This is a genomic window from Paenibacillus sp. JT22N7, from assembly GCF_059383875.1.
Genome location: NZ_JBXENY010000003.1, coordinates 351,199 through 371,102, shown reverse-complemented (window position 1 = coordinate 371,102; position 19,904 = coordinate 351,199). Strand labels below are relative to the sequence as shown.

The following is a 19,904-nucleotide window of genomic DNA, read 5'->3' as shown; positions in this document are numbered from 1 at the left end:
AAAAATAGCCGGCATGCCGCGAATTTCTCGCTGCACACCGGCTATTTTCTTAAAAACCGCTCAAGCCTTGGCTGCTTAGATTGTTTTTCACAAGCTGGGCGAGCTTCTGGGCACCTGCGTAGTTTGGATGCAGCGAATCGCCACTCATGTATAGGTTCAAAGTCGCTGCAGGGCCAATGGAGGTGAAATAGGCCGAGCTCAGCACATTGAGATCAACGAGCGTCACATTTTCCTCGGCAGCCAGCGCCATTGTCGCGGCTCTGTACCATCTTCCCGTTGAGCTGTGAACATTGCTCGCATTAAAATCAGTAGCTCGGCCTTGCGGCGTGGAAAGGACAACGGTCGCTCCCTTCGCCTTGACCTGAGTAACCATATCGCGCATAATTTCCTTGAACTGCGCTTCGGTCGTTTCATTTTTCGCATTCGTATCGTTTATGCCGAACTGGAGAATGAAATAATCGCCCGGTTTAATATATTTTAAAATCGCTTCCAGCTGTCCATCATCCCGGAACCCTCGCGCGAATTGCCCGCCTGTCGCCATATTCCGCACCTTGAACGTGCTGCCGTTTACATATTGCTCCAGCATTTGCCCCCAGCCGCCCTGTACGCTGCTTGCCAGTGGATAGTAATTCGCGACCGTGGAGTCGCCGCCAATATAAATCGTCCGGTTCGTTACCGGATTGTTCGAGATTTTCGTAATTTCCAGCGAGCTAAGCGTAAAAACAGTACCCGCCTTGCCTTCCGTTACCAAAATATTAAGCTGACCATCGGTAATTGGAATTTGAAAAGAGTCCGTCGCATTATTGCCTGTCATATTCATAATTTGATAAACGCCTTCTGCGGCCACACTCGCTCTCGACGTATTGCCGAGCATAACCTTCACTTCGTACAGGCCGTTCGACAAATCTACATTAAATGTATTTGTACTCTTCGTACCGAATGTCAGGAATCGTACTGCATCACTGCCTACACCCGTACCGGAAGCGCTTACATTTTGCATATTGGCTGGTGTGTTGAAGCCATAACCGGTCGAAGCCAAATAGCCGAGCGTAGCGGAGACGCCAATGTAGCCAGAGGCCACACCGCCATTGCCGAAATCAAATTTATAATTGTCCGCTGCGCTAGCCTGCTCCCCCTGCCCCAAGCTTATCCCCCCAAGCAGCAAAGTAAATGCCAAGCACATTAAAAAAGCTTTTGACCAGCGTTTCTTTGTCACTTCAATTCCTCCTTTTTAATAGGTTGTCCTATACAGATGCGATGATATGGAAGCGCATTCAAAAAGGACCTTATAGGAACTTTACCATAAATATCCTTCATTTTCTACATGGTTACAAAAAATAGAATATTTTCTTATCTCCATATGACAAATAGCCCCCGCTATTACGAGTCTAGTTTTTTCCCAGACCTAAGCCCTGTAAAATTGACATCTTGTAGAACTGGAATGGCAACTAACTTGGCAAGTTCTGCGTTTTACTGGTGATCCTATATTTAAACGCAAAATAAAATAGAGCATCCGGAAGAGCTTCCGAATGCTCCATCCAACCTAATAAATGGGTTGCGTGTTTATTAGCTTTTGGGCAAGTATTTACCCATTTTCTTGTTCTAATTCCTTAATCGCCGTATATACAGCCTGCTTAATCTCTTCGGGTTCATTGTACAAATCTTCTGGAAACTGCACAGAGGCAATGCTTCCTGGCTTAACGACAATGTCCTGAAGCTTCACTTCAAATTTAAAGCCATCAACGAAATCTATAGCGTCACGATCACGATAACAATACATTCCGGAAACATCTTCTTCGTCAACGATCAGTACCGCATTTTCAGTCAGCTTCAATGCTTTTCCCCCATTCCATTCGCTTTACACATTAGTATAAAAGAATTTGGAGAACAATGACAACTCAGCAAGCCTCATTTCAGTAGGCCTTATGCCTTATGACTTTAGCGTCGTATCAATCGGTTTCAACCGTGCTTCGATTGCTTCGCGGCGCGGTTCCAGAAACGGAGGAAGCGCAAGCGAATCACCAAGCGTCTCGAAAGGCTCGTCGGTTACAAAGCCTGGACCGTCTGTAGCCAATTCGAACAAAATGCCATTCGGTTCGCGGAAATATAACGAACGGAAGTAGTAGCGCTCCACAAAGCCGGAGTTTTGCAAGCCCGCCTTATTCAGCACGTCGATCCACGCCATTAGTTCTTCCTTATCCTCTATGCGGAAGGCAACATGGTGAACACCGCCTTTGCCAAGGCCAGCAACGGATAAATCGCTGCGCGGCTCTACCTGTATTTCAGAGCCAGAGCCACCCTCATGAGCCTGCATAATAATAATATCGTCCTGTCCTTCGACGAGAGCAGGAACGCGGCCTGTTTCTTCAAAGCCCAGCAGCTTAAGTGCGTCAACAGTTGAATCAGGCTTGCGGACGGTCAGTTTTACAGGACCAAGACCGGTAATTCCGTATTCTACCGGCACAGGGCTTCGATCCCAAGGTGTTCCGGCTGCAACCCCGCTGTTCGTTTCATCCGAGACAAGAGCAAGCTGCTGCCCTTCTGGATCTTCAAAAAAGATGACGCTGCGACCGGCAAATGGCGTAATTTCCGAATGTTTAACCTCGTGCTGGTCAAAACGCTCAAGCCAATATTCCAGCGCCTTGTCGCTTGCTACACGCAGCGATGTACCGGAGATGCTGCTAACGCCTGGACGATTGCTGCCAATGCCGGGGAAATCAAAAAACGTCAATTCCGTACCCGGATTGCCTCTCTCATCGCCATAAAAGAGATGGTAAGCCGAGGTATCGTCCTGATTTACCGTCTTCTTAATCAGTCTCATGCCAAGCACTTGCGTGTAGAAGCTATAGTTTAAGGATACGCTGCCTGTCATGGCAGATAGATGGTGGATTCCTTTTACGTTCATTATAAACACCCTTTCGAGTTATATTGTAACTTTATAATTGTAAGTATATAACCTTTCGGTTAGAAAAGCAAGTCTTCCCCGCTGCCCATGCCCGCTTGCTAATAAACACGTCAAAAAGCCGGAGCAGCACGTTCGCATGCTCCGGCTTTCCGTCCTCCTTATGCATTTTGCATTCAGGACTTTCCCGATTTGTTCGCCAGCCCGATGATCATGATGACAAGCACGAGTAATTGAATGAGTAGCTCAGCGCTCATTTTCATACCTCCATTGCTGTTCAAAATGCTCCTTCGTTCCGGCTTCTCCTCTGCAAGTGACTTGAAACTTCGCTCCCACTTTATATGTATGCGGCAGCTGTGGTCAATATGACCCTGCTTTCAGAAAGTGGTTACCTTAAGTATTCCAATAATGGATCAAGAATCCTATTACACGGATTTTTCATTAGATTTTTAATGAAAATTTATTTTATTGCAAAATTAGTATTAATATTATTGCATGCTTTGACGATATAGTCCTTAAGTAACAAATTCACAAATTTACCAATTCAATAGAGGTGACTGAATGAAACTCAAAATGAAATTAATGTTAATGTTTGCGATAACAGTCCTTTTTGCTGCCACCCCATTAGTTGCGGTGGGGCTTTATCAAATTGAGAAGCAGGCTGCCCGCGGGGTAGATGCCAAGCTCGATGGAGCAATGGCTTCCGCTGCCAACCAACTTGACAGCTGGCTGAGCAGCAATGCAAAAGTAGTAGAAACGCTCGGTTTTGCAATTCAGGAAGGCATTCCCGAAGGCGAACTCACTGAAAATTATTTTTCAATTATGAATCTCGGTACGAACAAAGAAAACATGTCTGACTTTTACTTTGGCAGCGAATCGGACGGAACATTCATGAATGGCGCTGTTTGGTCGCCGAATACTGGCTACGACTCTCGCCAGCGTCCATGGTATATAGAGGCCAAACAAGCGAACAAGCTCATCTTTACTGATCCGTATCAGGATACGATGACCAAACAATTCGCCGTATCGATTGCTATGCCGGTAAGCGGCAAAAATGGCGGCATCCAAGGCATCGTTGCAGGCGACCTGCTGCTTTCGACTATTACGGAAACGGTAGAAAAAATTAATTTGGATGATCTTGGCTATGCTTTTCTGCTGGATAAGAAGGGCATGATTTTAGCACATCCTGATGAACAGCAGGTCAATACATCTGCTGCGGAAAATGCGGAGCTGAAGCCGTTTCTTGCAGGCATGCAAGCTAATGAAATGGGCCAGCAGACCTTCAGCTTTGAAGGTGAAACCTATTTGCTTTACTACAACCAAATACCTAGTACCGGCTGGATTGTAGGCTCCGTCATTTCAGAAAAGGTTGCTTTTGCCGATTATTACAAGCTTCGTAATCAATATATTGTCATTATTTTTGCTACATTGCTTATCGTCTTGGCGGCATCTTACTTTATAGCCACGCGCTTCGTCAAACCGCTGCAAAGGCTGCGGGCAACGTCCCAGCAAATGTCGGAAGGCGATTTTACCGGGAGGGTGACTTTAAAAGGCAAGGATGAATTTGCTGAGCTGGGCACAGCCTTTAATCACATGTCAGATAAATTAGGTGTCCTGCTCAAGCAGGTTGCCGAGTCTGCGAGCCAAGTTCACAGCGTCTCCCTTGAAATGGACGAGCATACGAATAATACGCGCAGGATATCTGAGCAAATTGCCTTGGCAACGGAAGAGCTGGCGAAAGGCTCAAGCTCGCAGGCCGATTCCGTCTATGCAGGCTCCGAGCGGCTGTCTGAAATGAGCGAATCTGCCCGCGGCATCAGCCACAGTGTGGAACAATCCGTCGCGATGATAAATGAAGCAGGAAGCGCAATGAATGCAGGCCTGCAGGCCGTGGATCATCAGGTGAAGCTTGCAGCAGACAACCGCCAGTCGATTGATCGCGTTGGCAAGTCTATCGCCCTGCTTGTAGATAAATCGCAAAAAATTGAAGTTATTGTCGGTATTATTCGCGGCATCGCCTCCCAAACGAATTTACTTGCCTTAAATGCGGCTATTGAAGCAGAGCGGGCTGGCGAGAACGGACGAGGGTTTGCAGTCGTGGCAGACGAGGTCAGGAAGCTTGCTGAGCAGTCTACTGGCTCCGCTGGCGACATCATTGTGCTGCTGGATGAAATTCAGGCGGCTAGCCGTCAGAGTGTAAGCGAGGTGTCGCATGCGGAAGGTTTTGTGGAGCAACAAGTAGCAGCGGTAAATGAGACGCGGGATTCGTTCGAGCGAATTCAACAATCCATTGACGGTATTGGCAGCCAAATTCGAGCCGTCTCTGTCTCGACGATGGAGCTGGACGATAATGCCGGCAAAATTTCGGAGGTCATAGCCAGTGTAGCTGCCATGTCGCAGCAAAGCGCAGCTTCGACGGAAGAAGTTGCTTCCTCGACGCAGGAGCAGTTTGAATTTATTTCGAACATTTCTGAGCGATCAAATGAGTTGACCCAGCATGCCAATGCACTCTTTGAAGAAGTGAAAAAGTTTAAAATTTAGCTAGGGCGTGTATGCAAATGTATTTGGCATCGGTTCTCCAGCAGCGAATAAGCTTAGAGCAAGGAGTTGCAGGCTGACTCCGGTTTGAATACACACCCTAGTCCACAATAAAAAACGCTAAGCCTCTATCTTTCGATGGCTTAGCGTTTTTATTTTCAGATTGACCATTTCCTGTTTGAGCCTTAATACGTCGCGCCTTGCAAAAACTTCACTCGCTCGCCCATTGGCGGAATTTCATTGCCATCCACGATAATTTCTACGACGATAGGTCCACTTTTGCCTTCAGCAAACCACTGCTGCACGTGCTCGGCTTGAAGCTGCTCCGTGGATTCGACTTGCACATGGCGGATGCCAAGCGACTGTGCGACTGCTGCAATGCTGACGCGCTGCTGCGAGAAATCGCTGAGACAACGCTCGTATTGCAGCATATGACCATGGTATACCATGCCCAGTCGAGCATTGTTAATGACTACGAAAACGATGGGCAAACCGTATTCTTTCGCCGTCATTACTTCAAGGCCATGCATGAAAAAGCAGCCGTCCCCCGTAATGCAAAGCACGGGACGATCAGGCTCTGCAAGCTTCGCACCAAGCGAGCCCGCTATGCCTGAACCCATACCGCCAAAATTAATATTAATATCGAATTGCTGCTGCTCACGAATAAGCAAATTTTGAATCGAATAGGTCATGAATTCGCCGATATCGATGTAAAAGCGGGTTTGCTCCGGAGCGTTTGCCCCAAGTAGACGGATCGCTGTACGTGTATTCCACGTCTCCATCGCCGAAGCATCCGCCGCCGCCTCTAACCGTGCAAGATGCAGCTGCTCCAGCAGCATTTTTCTCTCTGCGGTCAAACCGCTTCCGGCGTGGGCAAGCCCTGCGCTCAGTTCGCGCAATACATCTGCAATTTCACCATGCAGCGCAATGTCCGCTTCATAGCAGCGTCCAAGCTCCCGCTCATCATAATCAACATGAATAAGCTGCTTGCCTGCGGTCAGCCGTGCTTCCCAATTGCAGGTTGCAAGCTCGCCGAGGCTTGACCCCAGCACCAGAAGAAGCTTATGGCCATCGCTGTTTAGAAATTCAACCGCTTTATCATTGCCGGCCAGTCCGTACACACCAAGCGATTGCGGATGGTTCTCAGGGAACGCTCCTTTGCCCCGCGGCGTCGTGGCGACCATCCAGCCTGCCCGCTCCGCAAATGCGAGCACTTCCGCCGGGGCGCTTTTCGCTCCATGTCCGAGCAAGATTGCTCCCCGCTCGCCAACTTGCAGCACGGCTTGTAAGGCCGCGTTGATGAGCACTTTATTTACCGGTTCCATCTGCTCTTGTATTAATGGCAGCTGAGGCAGTACCATTTCGCCTATATCAGCCATTTGCAGGTCGATAGGGATTGACAGGTGCACGGGTCCCGGAACCCCGCTAATCGCCGTCCAATACGCCTCGGCAATAGCCGCTGGCAGCTCCTCCGCATTCGTTACCATTCGGCTGAGCTTTGTGACAGGCGCAAAAATCGGATCAGCTCCGAGCTCCTGTGCGCCTCCTTTGCCCAGCTTCGTCGATGGTACCGAGCCAGTGAGGAAGATGACGGGCAGCTTCTCTTTCCATGCGCTCGCTGCTGGTGTCACCAAATTAGTCGCTCCCGGGCCGCTGGAGCCCACGCAAACTGCCGGGATGCCGGTGATTCGCGTATAAGCTGCCGCCATATAGCCCGAGCTTGTCTCATGCTTGGCGACTACCGCCTGCAGCTCTGGCAAATCATATAAACAATCGTAAAGGGCATTAATCGAACCCGCAGGAATGCCAAATATATATTTAACCCCCTGCTTGATCAAAAAGCGCAGACCCGCTTCGATAGCACGCATTATCTCCGCCCCCTTTTTGGCAGCATAAACGTAAATATGGAGCCTGCTCCTTCATTACTTTCAAACCAGATTTGACCGCCATGCAGTTCGATCAGCTGCTTGGAGATAGCAAGCCCCAGCCCCGTGCCATTAATTTGATTGTTAACCTGGTAAAATTTCGTGAAAATATTTTTTTGCTTCTCAAGCGGTATGCCGATACCATTGTCGCATACTTCCAGCTTCAAATGTTCATCGTCAGAAGAAGCACGGATCGTAATTTGGCCTTGCTGCGGCGTAAATTTCACCGAATTGGACAACAAATTCAGCAATATTTGCAAAATGCGTTCCCGATCGGCCTGAATAATCATGTCGGCCGTCTCTTCGATTTCTATTTCCAGGTTGATTTTCTTCTTATTGACCAGCGACTGAACGATCCGTGCAGCCTCATGAATTAAATCATTGAAATCGGCAACCTTGTAGCTGAGCTCAAATTTCCCATTTTCCATCTTGGCAAAATCAAGCAGCTCGTTTACCTGATTTAATAAACGTTCAATGGATCTGCCCGCCGTATCAAGCAAATCATGCTGCGCATCGTTTAATTGACCAAGCAGCCCTTTGCCCAAAATATCGACGGTGCCCTTGATTGCAGTGATTGGCGTTCTCAATTCATGCGACAGCGTTGCAATGAAATCATTTTTTAGTTCGTTTAAGTATTCGAGTTCCTTGACAAGCCCCTCCAGCTTGAAGTTCGCCTGCTGCAGCTCCATCGAGCGCTCGCTCACCGCCTGATCCAAATGCTCGGTATGCAGAGCATTAGACAAAGCCGTTGCCGTTACATCAGCAATGGAATGGCAAAACTCTATTTTGCCTTCCTCATATGCTGTAGGTTTATGAATTGACGGAATAGCAATAATGCCGAATACGCTGCCCTTGGCAACAAGCGGAATCGCGAGCAAGCTTTTAATACCAAACATTTCACACGCTTTATGATTAGGACGCTCGTCCGCAAAAACATCCGGAATGAAAATCGCCTTCTTGTGCATAATGACTTCGTAAAACAGCTTGTCGCTGTCGATGTTCAGCTTGATTACATCACGATGCTTCCCGCGCCAGTCCTCCTCCTTCACATTCAGAGAAGAGAGATGGAAAGGCTCGACTGTCCGATCCTTCTCATTGAACAGATGAATGGCAACATCATCGGAGCCGCTGGCACGCTGCATATAATAAAAGCAGGTTTTCAAAACTTCGCGCACGGACAGCGATTTGGACAGCGACTTCGTTGCATCAAGCAGCAATTGCTGCTTCTCCAGCAGCTCCTGCGACTGCTCGAACATTTGCAAATTGCGGATCGCCACGCTGGCCATATTGACGAACGCTTCCGTTACATCCATTTGCTCCTGCGTTAAATTCATAGGCTTGCCAAAGTCATGAACGAACACAAGGCCGAATATTTTATCATCGACAATAACCGGAATCCCGAGAATCGACTTGATGCTCAGCAGATTTTTTTTCGTATCGTCAATGCGATTGTCTTTGCTCGTATCGGGAATGTAGCCAATCGTACGATTCTCCATAATATCGTGAACGAAAGCGTCCTTCAATGGATCAATGATTAGCTCTGTTATATCGACAGGCATTTTATTGCCTTTATAGCCCTTGTACGTTCCATCCGGCTGCTTGAGAAAAAAGCCAACAAGGTCGGCCTGGGTAATCTCGCTCGCTATTGCATCAACAAACACTTGTAAAATTTCGGACTGCTCATATTGCGAGTTAATAATCTTGGTCATATGGAAAAGCTTCTTGAAGCTCTTTAATTCCATCACTTCACATCATCCATTCATCGTAGATTACTTCACCGTTATTTGGTGCCTGCCGCCTCGTTTTGAGCCTAACAATGCAGAGTCCGCTTGCGATATCATCTGATGAAGGGTGCTAGAGTCTAAGCTGTATGACACTCCGATGCTAACGGAAACTTGAATCTGCTTTTGAGAAGGATGGCCGACCTGTATTTGATCAACAGCCGCAATAATGGCTTCCGCCGCCTCGAGCGCTGCCCCGCTATCCTGCAATATAACGAGAAACTCATCTCCCCCATAGCGGAAAGTCACATGCACATAAGGAGACAGCACCTGGTACAGGATGTTTCCAATGTCGCGAAGCGTCTGGTCGCCGATCATATGGCCGAAGGTGTCGTTAATCGTTTTAAAATTATCCATGTCGATCATCAGAACGGACTCATAATGCTTATCTCCGTCTTTAATTTGCTGAGCGACCACTTCCAAATATGTACGATTGTAAAGCCCCGTTAGTGCGTCCACATAAGCCAGCTCTGCAAGCTGCTCATTATCCTTCTTCAAATTGAACAGCTTCATTTTTTGCTGCAAGGCAATCGACACCTTCATCTCCAGCAAATCGAGATCATAAGGCTTGGTTAAATAATCGAATGCGCCCAGCTGAAGGCCTTCCAGCATCGCCTTCTTCTGCACATTGGCAGACAGAAAAATGATCGGCACATCAAAATCATCTTTGTCCAGCCAGCGTTTATAAACCTCAAATCCCGACAAATCCGGCATCATAACATCCAGTAAAATCAAGTCCGGCGCAACAGCGTCAATCATTTCCACCGCCTGCCTGCCGTTCTCGGCTACATAAATGTCATAATTCAGCGATGTCAAGAAAACACGGAGTATATGGATGTTGTGAGGCTCATCGTCGACAATAAAAATCCTCTTGCGCATATATGTCCCCAACCTTCTTCACTATAAAATCACTCATCCCAAACCAATCTGTCCATAATCATATGATCATCAAGCATTTGCAGAAATGCCTGCACAAGCCGCCCGTCAAACTGCTTGCCTACGTTGATTTCCAGCTGCCTGCGAACCTCGAAGACAGGCAGGGAGTGCCTGTACACTCTCGTGGAAGTCATGGCGTCGAAGGCGTCTGCCAGACTGACAATCCGCACAAGCAAAGGAATATCATCCCCGCTGAGTCCGTCCGGATAGCCACTGCCATCAATACGCTCATGATGCCAGCGTACGACAGGCAATATTTTCTGAACATCAGGCAAATCCTTGAGCAGCTCGTAACCGATTGCAGGATGCTGTTTGATGACCGAAAATTCGTCATCCGTCAGTCGATCAGGCTTGAGCAGTATCGAATCCGGTATGGCAATTTTACCAATGTCATGCAGCAGTGCCGAGATTTTGAGCTGCTCCAGCTGCTCAGCATCAACCCCTACTTTGGCGCCCAACAAAGATGCGTAGAAGGCCACATTATAACAGTGATTAAGCGTAAAGCCATCCTTCATCCGCAATGTGTTGACCAAATTTTCGTAGGATTGCTGCTTCAACACCTGTTTGCGAAAATAAATTTTCTCGATTAACTGTTCCATTTGCATTGTAACCATCTGGCAGATGTGAAGCTGCTCGTCTGTCAACTGAACTGGGGAACGGAAGCACAATAAAATTGCGCCATAGACAGAACGGTTTAGGTGAAAGGTATATAGCGATTGGAAAGTTGTCATGGACAGGAGTTTAATCGCAGGTTTGGCGCTGCTCATCGTTATACAGAGGTGCATGCCCGAGGACATGTCTGAAAATAAATCGGTGTCTATCGCCATTTGCTGCAGCAGCTTCAGATCCGTTTGATTGATTTTGAAAGAATATGGTATAAGCTTATTTCGCCCATTATCGTGCGGCAGCAATAAACAAATATGCTGGCAACCGATCAATGTCTCCAGGTATTGCCCTAACAACCCAATAGAATCCAAGATCGAATCAGAGTTTATCACACTTTTGAAAAATACTGAATTTTGCATTCATTTACCTCGGATTCTTATTCGTCATGTCTCAAATACTGGTTAAGTAAGTTTCCACACGATTTGGAGAAATCCTCTTCTTTTGGATAGATTTCCAAAAAATACTTCTTCGTTCTCTATTGGGAGTTGGATGAATCATAGAAATAACATAGCATATCTCGGTTTAATCGTACTAGTGCTTAAGACACCGTTTTTCAAAAAATTTTACTAAAAGTGCACGGCATATAAGAAAAAGTCTGGCTCCCCGAGTGCGGGGCACCAGACTGCATGTACAAATGAGACATTTATCGCATTTACCTCTATTAACGCAGCTTGCGATCCAGTAGAAATGGGCCAAATGGTACAAAGGCAGCAGCAACTGCCAAAAAAGAATGAAAGAAGGATAATTGCTTGACGAAAAAAGCGTTGGCAATGCCGATTAGATAGATGACAAACAGCCAGCCATGCAGCATCCCTGTAATTGCAACCGCTTCGTCAATGCCTGCACCGTACTTTAGCGGCATGGCAATAAAGAGCAGCATCAAAAACGAAATCCCTTCCGTTATGCCGAACAGGCGCAGCCGTCCGATCGCTGTTTTCATCGTATGGGTTGACATCTGTGTTACCTCCTGGCGAAATGATCTTCAGACACATCCTAATCATACCAGCAAGGCGGGAGAAATACGCATTCATACTTTGAACAAGTTGTGAATCTACTCCCTGCGCTCCTCGCGAAGAGGCTTCGCATCAAGCGGAATCGGCTGCTTGCCGGTATCGATGAAATAAGCCTGAAAGGAGCCCGTATAACGAAAAATCGTACCCAGCAGCGGATTGTCCACCTGCACCGAAATTCGAAATTTCTCCTGCTCATCATCATACCACTCCGTTACATTGGCTTCGCCAGTAAACAGGCGCGGAAAACGAAACTGCAGAAATCGCTCATAGAAGCGCTGCTCGCCTGAACGGATGCGAATGCCTCCTCCCGGTACGGCAGAAATATCGAGGTCTACAGCGAGATGCTGTTTCGTTCCTAAATAATCGACAATTTTATTGTTTTTTCGACTATAAATCATCGTAGCGTCGAATCTTCGTATTTTTTGCGGAAATTTGAAGGTTCTGTTCCATGTTACCGTTTCCCGGCCGAATCGGTCTGCATAGGCATAATTCCCAATCGTGAACGGAATCTGTCTGCCTCCCTGCGGAAACATAATATGGCGCGAGCTGCCAATATAAAGCGGGATGGCTACCCGCTTGCTGTACCAAATTTCCTCCATGACGCCTTCGCCAATCGAAGCAATGCCTTCCGTGCTGCTGAAGCCAAACCGCTCTTGAATGCGGGGATGCAGCTTTGCAAAGTCCGCTCCTAATACTTGCTCATAAATCGAAGCCATCGTTAATGTCCCCCTTCTATTATTTAGCTTTTGCCTTAGGTTTGCGTAAACAGCGCGACGCATTGGGCAGACCCTTGCATGTCCGCCACGCCACAAAGCATAGGCCAATCATCGGAATCGTTATGGTTGCCGGATTATAGGAGGCTTGCAGCAGTTCTGGACTGTTCACCAGAGCAACGGCCGGCAAGAGCAGAAGCAGGACCAGCTGCAAGCAATAAAGGATCGGAAAACGATGAAATACAACGAAAATAATGGCCAGCGCCGCTTCACCGAGCCCAAGAAGGACGAGCGCCTGCTGCTCCCAGCCTGAAAATAGCCCCGAGGCGTGTATCTGTGCAAGCTCTCCCGTCTCCGGGTAAAGCAGCTTGGGCACAATGCCCTGATAAAGCCATAGAACAGCGAGCAGCGCCAGGCTCACATAATGAATGAGTGCGCGCTGAATCGTTGCCGCAGGCGGAATGTGCTGCTCCAGCCATATTTTGAGCACATCGAAGCTCCAGGCGGTTGCCCAGCCGAATAACGGGCGAAATAGGAGGCGATCAAACGCTTGACCGGCAGCTCCAAAGCGCGTTTGATAATTATAGCGGGTGAGAAAAATGACGTCGTCTCCTTGCTCGGTATATTGCCAGTAGCCTCTTCCCTTGCTAATCAGCGACAGCTTCTGCTCCGAGCTGAAGGAAAGGGTAGACAGGCGGGATTGATTTTCTTCTTTTTCTATCCACCTTGCCCGAGTCGCTCCTGTGCCCGCTATCGCAAGTCCAAAGCCGATGCGTGTTTGATAATGAAATTTCTGCATTTCTTCTTCCGTATGGCGGGGCAAATATAAAATTTCTGTAAAGCGCATATCCCACTGTACATGATTGCTCGGAATTTGCGTGTAGTTCCAAAGCGTATCCAGATCGGTATGAATGGTCGTTTCGACATAGATCGACTTATCTCTTCGCTTATTTGACATAGGGAGCTGCCTCCTCTCTTTCTTCTATTAAAAGGAATCGCTGATCTGCATTTGGAAGCAAGCAATGCTCCACTTCTCCAAACCAACCATAGCGCTTAGCCGCAATCCAATCGTAAACAACGTTTCTCAGTAAAGCAGGAAGGATTATTAGGCCATATAACAGCGGCCAAAGTCCCTTTAATTGCCGCAAGACGCGCAGTGCTGCTTCCGATTTTGTGTAGCAGCAGCCATCCTCGATCATGATGAAGGTGTCCAAGTCGCTCGGAGGCAGCAAATACGCTTCCAGCACATATTGCCCTGCTGGCGATTGCAGCGCAGCGAAGCGAAAGTAGGCTTCCGGATCACGTGCAATAACGAATTGCGAGATTTTGCTGCACAGCTGGCATTGTCCGTCAACGAGCAGCAGCGCTCGTCCTGGTTGTTTTTTTCTAGGCGCCTGCATCATGCCCCCTCCGTTCTTCCTTCATTGTAGTAGTAAAAGCGAAGTTTGCTCAGTGCTAACTTTTGTAGCGGGCATACGAAAAAGGGTACTACAAATCGTAGTACCCTCCCCTCGTTTATGCGGTTATTCTTTGTATTCCTCCATGCCGGCGGTCAGCCCTTTGCGCCGTACCTTCTCCACCGCTTCCTTGCGGCTGCGGACGCCAAGCTTCTTGAGCATTTTGTTCACTTGATTTTTCAGCGTGCTCTCCGCCTTATACAGCTTCTGCTCGATTTGCGTCTGCGTATAGCCCTGCTCAATCAGCTCGAATACTTCCCGTTCGGCAGACGTTAAATCCTTTAATTGCTCCTCACGCTTTAACCTGGCAAATTCCTTAAGCAGCGCCTCCATCGGTGCAGGATGATGATAAGCGCTGCGAATCGCTTCCGGCAGTTGGCGAAAATTTGTTTTTTCAATATAATTAATCGCTCCAGCCGTGAACGCCTGGGTCATCACTTCCTCCTCGCTCATTGAGGTTAGCATGATGATTTTGGCGGCGTGAATGCGATGCATTTCTACGGCCGTATAGATTCCATTTTGCTGATGGTCAGCTAATTGAATATCAAGCAATGCGACATCAAACGACAAGGTTCGAGCCAGGCTAAGCGCTTCTTCCGCCGTAGAAGCCGCCCCTACTATGAGCAAATCCGCCTCCTTGTTCAAGAAGAGCGTCATCGCCTTCACCCAATCGGGATCATCCTCTACAAGCAGCACCCGTATATGGCTCATCGAATTCCCTCCTTGATTTCCATCACTTTGCGGGCAGGAACATGCAGCAGCACTTCTGTTCCTTCATTAAGAATGCTGGACAGCTCGATCGTCCATCCGCTTTGGTGTACGACATTATACACATAAGCGAGCCCCAGTCCAAAGTTGCGGCTGCGGTTTTTCGTACTATAAAAAGGCTCCAGCGCTTGCTTCAGCTGTTCCTCATTCATTCCAGTGCCTGTGTCGCTCACGAGGAGTCGCACCGCCTTTTTGTGCGAGCTCAGCGTCACGGTTATTTCTCCAGCTATTCCTTCGGGAATCGCTTCAATCGCATTTTGCACCAGATTATTCATGGCTTCCAGCAGGTGAAGCGGATCGCACAGCACGGTTGGCCTACATAACGAATGCAGCTTGAGCCGAATGGGCCTTCCTTCCACCTGCTGCTGCTGCAAGCAGCGCTCGACCAGCTCATCCAAACGGACAGGCTGCTCGCGCAGCACAATGCTTCTAGTCTGGCTGTGAATGCTCGTCACCATCGCAAGCATATGGCTTGAAGCCGTTTCAATGATGCGCAGCTGCTCCGCTGCCTCAGGCGATTGGGCTGATAGCTCGCTTTTTAAATTTTCTGTGCTGATCGCGATTTTCCCGATTTCGTTCTTAATCGTATGGTTAAGTATCGTCGTCCCGGAACTGACCGCCTTGCGAGTGCTTTCCCACTGATCGCGTTCAAACCGCAGCTTGACGCCAAGCACGCCATAAGCAAATGTACATAACACGGCTACAGTAAGCGAATAAAAGATGAAGAGCGAAATGTAACGGAAATAATCGAATGCAGGCGAAATGACGTTCGCTACATTAATAAGAACAAGCACCGCCAGCAGCGTCGGCACCATAATAAGGGCAATTATAAAGCGATTGCGCTTCCGGCGGCTATTTTCCTCGCTCCATAGCGAGACGAGCAGCAAATAGCAGGAGGCTAAATAATAAGGCGCTGTCCAGGCTAGCAATATAGGGTAATCCAGCTCCAGCCTTGGAGTAATCGGCGTGAACAGCAGCATGCCGACTACAGGAAGCAGCAGCAGTCCTTTAAGCAGCAGGCGCATCTTCTCGTTCGCCACTTTATCGGAATAAACGATGCTGAATACCAGTACGCCGTAAGGCGTGAATGTGTGATTCATCATTTGAACGAGATGCGCTAACGTATTCATTTCTGCTGCGGCAAGCGTATCTGCCAGCCCGCCTATGGACGCAAATCCGAGAAAAAAAGCGGCCCAGCGATTCGACTCGCTCCTCGGATTTGTCAGCAGCAGCAGTAAAGCAGCGGCAAGCAGCGCTGCAAAATAATAAAGCATACGGTATCCTTCCCCAAAAAAGCGTGTGATCGCTTTATTTTACCATAATTCATCGATTAAGGTCCTATTTTCAAACCTGCGTTGACGCTTTTGAAACACTTGGCCTTGCCCTATTCCCGAGTTTTACCGTAAAGACGGCAATAACAAAGATGAACGCGCTTATGCTGTAAACAAGGGGCAGCGTCAAGGCTGCCATTAATACGCCGGATAGCGACATTCCGATGACCATCATGCCGGTAAACATGGGCGTAATCGTTCCTCCTACCCGGCCGATGAAGGCTGCATCGGTATTTTGAAGAATAATGGTGTTAATGCCCACCTGAATAAGCGGAACACAGAAGCCGCCGACCATAAGAGAAGCGAGCGTTAGCGGAATGCTCTCCGACCATCCGGTGCCCAGCGTAGCCAGTGCACTTGCCGACAAGCCGAATAGGAGCAGCTTGCGCGGACTTGCCTTTTTCCCGATCGACATAACCACACCTCCGCCAACTAGCATCGCCGCCCCGCTAACCACTAATAAATACTGTAAAAACGACTTATCCTGTCCTAGATTATCGATAGCAATAAACAAAGCCAGCGGCTGGGTAAGTCCAGAAGCGAGGCCGGTTGCTGCAAACGTGAGTCCCAGAGAGCGCAGGGCATGCTGGCCCCATACATAATGAAGTCCCGCCGTAAGCTCTTGCCTGAAGCTCGCTGCCTGCTGTGTACCCTCTGATTGTGCATCGCGCGGCAGAAGCATCAATATGACTGCTGAGCCGCAAAACAGCGCCGCTGCAGCCGTAATCGCCACCTCAATGCCATAGTGCTGATATACAAATGTACCGAGCAGTGGTCCTATAACCATAAATACAGCCATTATGGTCTGATACATGCCCATCATAGCTTGCAGCTGATCTTGTGGTACATGCTGCTTGAACAGCTTCATGCCTGATGGCTGGGAAAATTGCGACAGCACGGCCGAAACTAGCGTCGTCAGCAGCAGTCCTTGCCATGAGCCGCTAAGCAATGCGATCCATACGCCGAGGACGGAAAAAGCGGACAAGAAATCGCAGCCGATCATCGTCCGTTTAGGCTTCCAGCGGTCTGCAAACGTGCCGCCAATGATGGCAAAGACAAAAATCGGCGCAAACTCTGCCACCGAAATAAGCGATACGGCTGAGGGATCGTTGTTCGTGACTTCCGTCACATACAGCAAGATCGCAAAGTTCCTAATCCAAATACCCAATTGGAGCAAAACTCTGGACAGGATGATCGTACGGAAAAATCGATTACTAAACATTTTTGCAACTCCCCTAGATTTTTATTAGACAAAATTAAGTTTTGTTTGTCTATTAATTAGACATGATATTATTTAGTTTGGTTTTAGTCAATAACTTTGTTTTAGCTGGTTATCGTCACCCCGTCAAATTTGCCCGCTAAATGCAAAAAAACTGCCGCTGTGACCTGTTCGGTCATAGCGGCAGTTTGCCGTTGTGTGGCTATATGATTGGCAAAAAGCAATAGCTTGCGTTAGTCCTCGATGGGGTCCCGCCAACATTTTAACGAAAATATACGCTAAGCCTTCGGATCTGACTGGCTTAGCGTTTTTTCTTACTCTAAGCCCAATAGTCCGGGCGGCATAACCCGAACCAACCGGTCATTCAACTTCCTGTTGTTTCAGCGGTCGTAATGAATTGAGAGACGTACTCTGCCTGAAATTGAATTTGTATTCGCCTAAGAAATTGATGTGCTCCCATCCGAGTGGAGAAATGTGGTTTAGTAGTTCTTCCTGAAGCTTTCCTTGCTTTTTGCGGTGTTCTGTTGCTTGCTGGAGATAGACGGTATTCCAAACGCTAATTGCATTGATGATAATGTTCAACGCACTTGCCCTTTGGAGTTGGTCTTGAAGCGCCCGTTCTCGTAGCTCTCCATGTTTGCCGAAAAAGATCGCTCTGGCAAGAGCGTTCATGGCTTCCCCTTTGTTCAACCCCCGGTGGATTCTTCGACGTAGTGCCTCACTTGAAAGGTGATCCAGGATGAATATTGTTTTTTCGATTCGGCCCATTTCGCGGAGCGTGGTGGCCAAACTATTTTGTCTTGCGTAGGAACCGATTTTCCCCATAATGAGTGATGCCGAAACGGTTCCTTCCTGGATGGAGTGAGCCAGCCGGAGAACATCGTCGTAGTTCTCCTGAATGATCCTTGTTTGGATCTGTCCGCGCAGCAATTTCTCCAATTTGGGGAAATCAGAAGGTTTACCGATAGAGTAGAGCTTGGAATCAGCCAAGTCACGTAAACGCGGCGCAAAGCGAAAACCAAGTAAATGCGTTAAACCAAAGACCTGGTCGGTGTAACCGGCTGTATCTGTATAATGCTCCTCGATGGCCAAATCCGTTTCATGGTGGAGCAAACCGTCGATGACATGTACGGCATCCCGCGCGTTCGTATTGATGACTTTCGTGTAAAACGTGGAGAATTGATCACTTACGAATCGATAAATCGTAGCTCCTTTTCCGGTCCCATAGTGGGGGTTGGCGTCTGCATGAAGCGCCGAAACACCGATCTGGACACGCATTCCATCAGATGAAGAGGTAGTCCGTAGAGAGAAAGACTGAAATTCCGGGATTCATCGGGAGAATCTTTCTCCAATCGGTCGATGTGCAATTTCCCATTCTCCAAATTAACGCCATCCAGCTTGTCGATATGGTCCGAAACCCAGTTTAATCTTTGAAGAAGTGATTCAGTCCGTTCTTCAAGATATTCCTTTGCGGACAAACTAACGGCAATCATTGTAGCGTTAGGATTGATGCTATTCCAATCCGCTTTCGGTACAAGGTACTCCTCGAAGTCCTTATGCTGACGGCTTCCGACAATGGATACGTCCCCGGAACGAACGTAATTCCGCAGCTCTGTCAGGACAGCCATTTCGTAATAATGCCGGTTGATCGTTCCGTCATCGTCGTAATCGTGCTTTTGCCAGCGGTTGGATACGAAGTTCAGCGGTGCGCCTTCCGGAACCTTTCGCTTTCCGGTTTCATTCATATCCCGGATGATATCGACCGCCTTCATTAGCGGCTCTGCCGACTTGGTTGACCTAAACGCCAACGATTTTAGCAGCGTTAGCGTGTATTTCCCGAGCGCATAGTATTTCTTTTCCAGCAAGTCCAAATAGTCGTAATCTACGGGCCGCGCCAGCCGTTTAGCTTCTTCTACAGATGCGACGATCTGTTCCCACGGCATAACGGCATCAAGCGCAACGAACGGATCAATACCTTCACTTCGAGCCTTAATAAGAGCGGCTCCAAGATCGGCAAAATGAACAACCTTTTCGTTGATCGATTTACCGTTTTGTTTTTGAAGTTCCTCTTGGGCTTTTCTCCCTTTGGAAAGCAGTATCATGATTTGCCGGTCGTGAATCTCGAAAGACAAGTCTGTCAAATCCTGAATCAATTCCAATAGGTACGCTACTAAAATTGCGTACTTTTTCGGATCATTAAAGCGGCGGAAGGAATGGGGTTCGTAACGCGTACCAATTTTAGAAAGCTGCCGCAGCCGGTTCGGATGGATGCCTTTCGTATCGACTTGCAGCTGCAAATCCCGTATGTATTCAAGCTTTTCAATAACCTTCAAAAAGGAATCCGGAGAGCTGGCACCTGGGATTTCCCTTAACCATGCCAAGTATGTTTTGCTGCTTTCCGGCATGGTGGTTAAGACGCGATCCAGCTTAACAATTTGTAATTCTGTCAATGAACTGCTGAGCATCCTGAATATTTTTTCTTCTGTCCGTTTGCGAGTTTGCCAAACTGCTCTTTCAATCGTGGCCATTGAGGGTAGAATGATTTTACGTTTACGTAAATCTTCGAGTGCGAGCTGAATCAGGTGTAGGGGATTACCGTTTGCCATGGTATGGCTAAAAAGACGCTTGCACAAAGAACGATACTCGCTCGATGAC

General features: G+C 48.0%; 15 protein-coding genes and 1 pseudogene. 1 reads left to right on the top strand and 15 read right to left on the bottom strand.

Translation table 11 applies throughout. The features are described from left to right. Nucleotides 1-49: 49 nt before the first annotated feature. From AC50Y5_RS10125 to AC50Y5_RS10115, 3 genes are all read right to left on the bottom strand, one after another. Nucleotides 50-1,183, bottom strand: coding sequence for a rhamnogalacturonan acetylesterase (locus AC50Y5_RS10125; protein ID WP_494860710.1), 1,134 nt, complete (start codon nucleotides 1,181-1,183; stop codon nucleotides 50-52). 402 nt (nucleotides 1,184-1,585) lie between these two features. Next, a complete protein-coding gene (locus AC50Y5_RS10120; protein ID WP_494860260.1) occupies nucleotides 1,586-1,834 on the bottom strand; it encodes a hypothetical protein in 249 nt (82 codons plus the stop codon). Nucleotides 1,835-1,930: 96 nt separating this feature from the next. Beyond that, entirely contained in the window at nucleotides 1,931-2,905 is a 975-nt protein-coding gene (locus AC50Y5_RS10115; protein ID WP_494860258.1) for a ring-cleaving dioxygenase, read from the bottom strand. Nucleotides 2,906-3,463: 558 nt separating this feature from the next. Here AC50Y5_RS10115 and AC50Y5_RS10110 point away from each other — a divergent pair. Next, nucleotides 3,464-5,443 (top strand): methyl-accepting chemotaxis protein, encoded by a 1,980-nt coding sequence (locus tag AC50Y5_RS10110; RefSeq protein ID WP_494860256.1) that lies wholly within the window; start codon nucleotides 3,464-3,466, stop codon nucleotides 5,441-5,443. Between the two features lie 182 nt (nucleotides 5,444-5,625). Here AC50Y5_RS10110 and AC50Y5_RS10105 read toward each other — a convergent pair whose 3' ends face one another. The 12 genes and pseudogenes from AC50Y5_RS10105 to AC50Y5_RS10050 all read right to left on the bottom strand — a co-directional run. Beyond that, nucleotides 5,626-7,308, bottom strand: a complete 1,683-nt coding sequence (locus AC50Y5_RS10105) for a thiamine pyrophosphate-binding protein (RefSeq protein WP_494860254.1) — start codon at nucleotides 7,306-7,308, stop codon at nucleotides 5,626-5,628. Further along, nucleotides 7,308-9,074: a sensor histidine kinase gene (locus AC50Y5_RS10100; protein ID WP_162241932.1), complete on the bottom strand. Its 1,767-nt coding sequence runs from the start codon at nucleotides 9,072-9,074 to the stop codon at nucleotides 7,308-7,310. The genes AC50Y5_RS10105 and AC50Y5_RS10100 overlap by 1 nt, the downstream gene beginning before the upstream one ends. Nucleotides 9,075-9,134: 60 nt before the next feature. Then, entirely contained in the window at nucleotides 9,135-10,025 is an 891-nt protein-coding gene (locus tag AC50Y5_RS10095) for a GGDEF domain-containing response regulator (protein WP_494860250.1), read from the bottom strand. A gap of 29 nt (nucleotides 10,026-10,054) precedes the next feature. Next, the gene (locus AC50Y5_RS10090) at nucleotides 10,055-11,044 is read right to left on the bottom strand and encodes an HD-GYP domain-containing protein (protein WP_162241933.1); all 990 of its coding nucleotides are present in this window, start codon (nucleotides 11,042-11,044) and stop codon (nucleotides 10,055-10,057) included. 365 nt (nucleotides 11,045-11,409) lie between these two features. Beyond that, the gene (locus AC50Y5_RS10085; protein WP_494860246.1) at nucleotides 11,410-11,703 is read right to left on the bottom strand and encodes a DUF3817 domain-containing protein; all 294 of its coding nucleotides are present in this window, start codon (nucleotides 11,701-11,703) and stop codon (nucleotides 11,410-11,412) included. A gap of 96 nt (nucleotides 11,704-11,799) precedes the next feature. Then, on the bottom strand, nucleotides 11,800-12,477 hold the full coding sequence (locus tag AC50Y5_RS10080; protein WP_056040514.1) for a DUF4166 domain-containing protein: 678 nt from the start codon (nucleotides 12,475-12,477) through the stop codon (nucleotides 11,800-11,802). Between the two features lie 19 nt (nucleotides 12,478-12,496). Next, complete coding sequence (locus AC50Y5_RS10075; protein WP_494860244.1) at nucleotides 12,497-13,432, bottom strand: DoxX-like family protein; 936 nt, start codon at nucleotides 13,430-13,432, stop codon at nucleotides 12,497-12,499. Beyond that, the gene (locus tag AC50Y5_RS10070) at nucleotides 13,422-13,877 is read right to left on the bottom strand and encodes a thiol-disulfide oxidoreductase DCC family protein (RefSeq protein ID WP_494860242.1); all 456 of its coding nucleotides are present in this window, start codon (nucleotides 13,875-13,877) and stop codon (nucleotides 13,422-13,424) included. Before AC50Y5_RS10070 ends, AC50Y5_RS10075 begins: the two co-directional genes overlap by 11 nt. 120 nt (nucleotides 13,878-13,997) lie before the next feature. Next, nucleotides 13,998-14,642 carry a response regulator transcription factor gene (locus tag AC50Y5_RS10065; protein ID WP_056040520.1) on the bottom strand — a complete coding sequence of 215 codons (645 nt, stop codon included), beginning with the start codon at nucleotides 14,640-14,642 and terminating at the stop codon, nucleotides 13,998-14,000. Next, nucleotides 14,639-15,973, bottom strand: coding sequence for a sensor histidine kinase (locus AC50Y5_RS10060; protein ID WP_494860239.1), 1,335 nt, complete (start codon nucleotides 15,971-15,973; stop codon nucleotides 14,639-14,641). Before AC50Y5_RS10060 ends, AC50Y5_RS10065 begins: the two co-directional genes overlap by 4 nt. A 70-nt stretch (nucleotides 15,974-16,043) precedes the next feature. Then, nucleotides 16,044-17,252, bottom strand: coding sequence for an MFS transporter (locus AC50Y5_RS10055; protein WP_494860237.1), 1,209 nt, complete (start codon nucleotides 17,250-17,252; stop codon nucleotides 16,044-16,046). Between the two features lie 357 nt (nucleotides 17,253-17,609). Beyond that, a pseudogene (locus tag AC50Y5_RS10050) lies at nucleotides 17,610-19,894 on the bottom strand (Tn3 family transposase); the annotation flags it as partial. Nucleotides 19,895-19,904 lie beyond the last annotated feature (10 nt).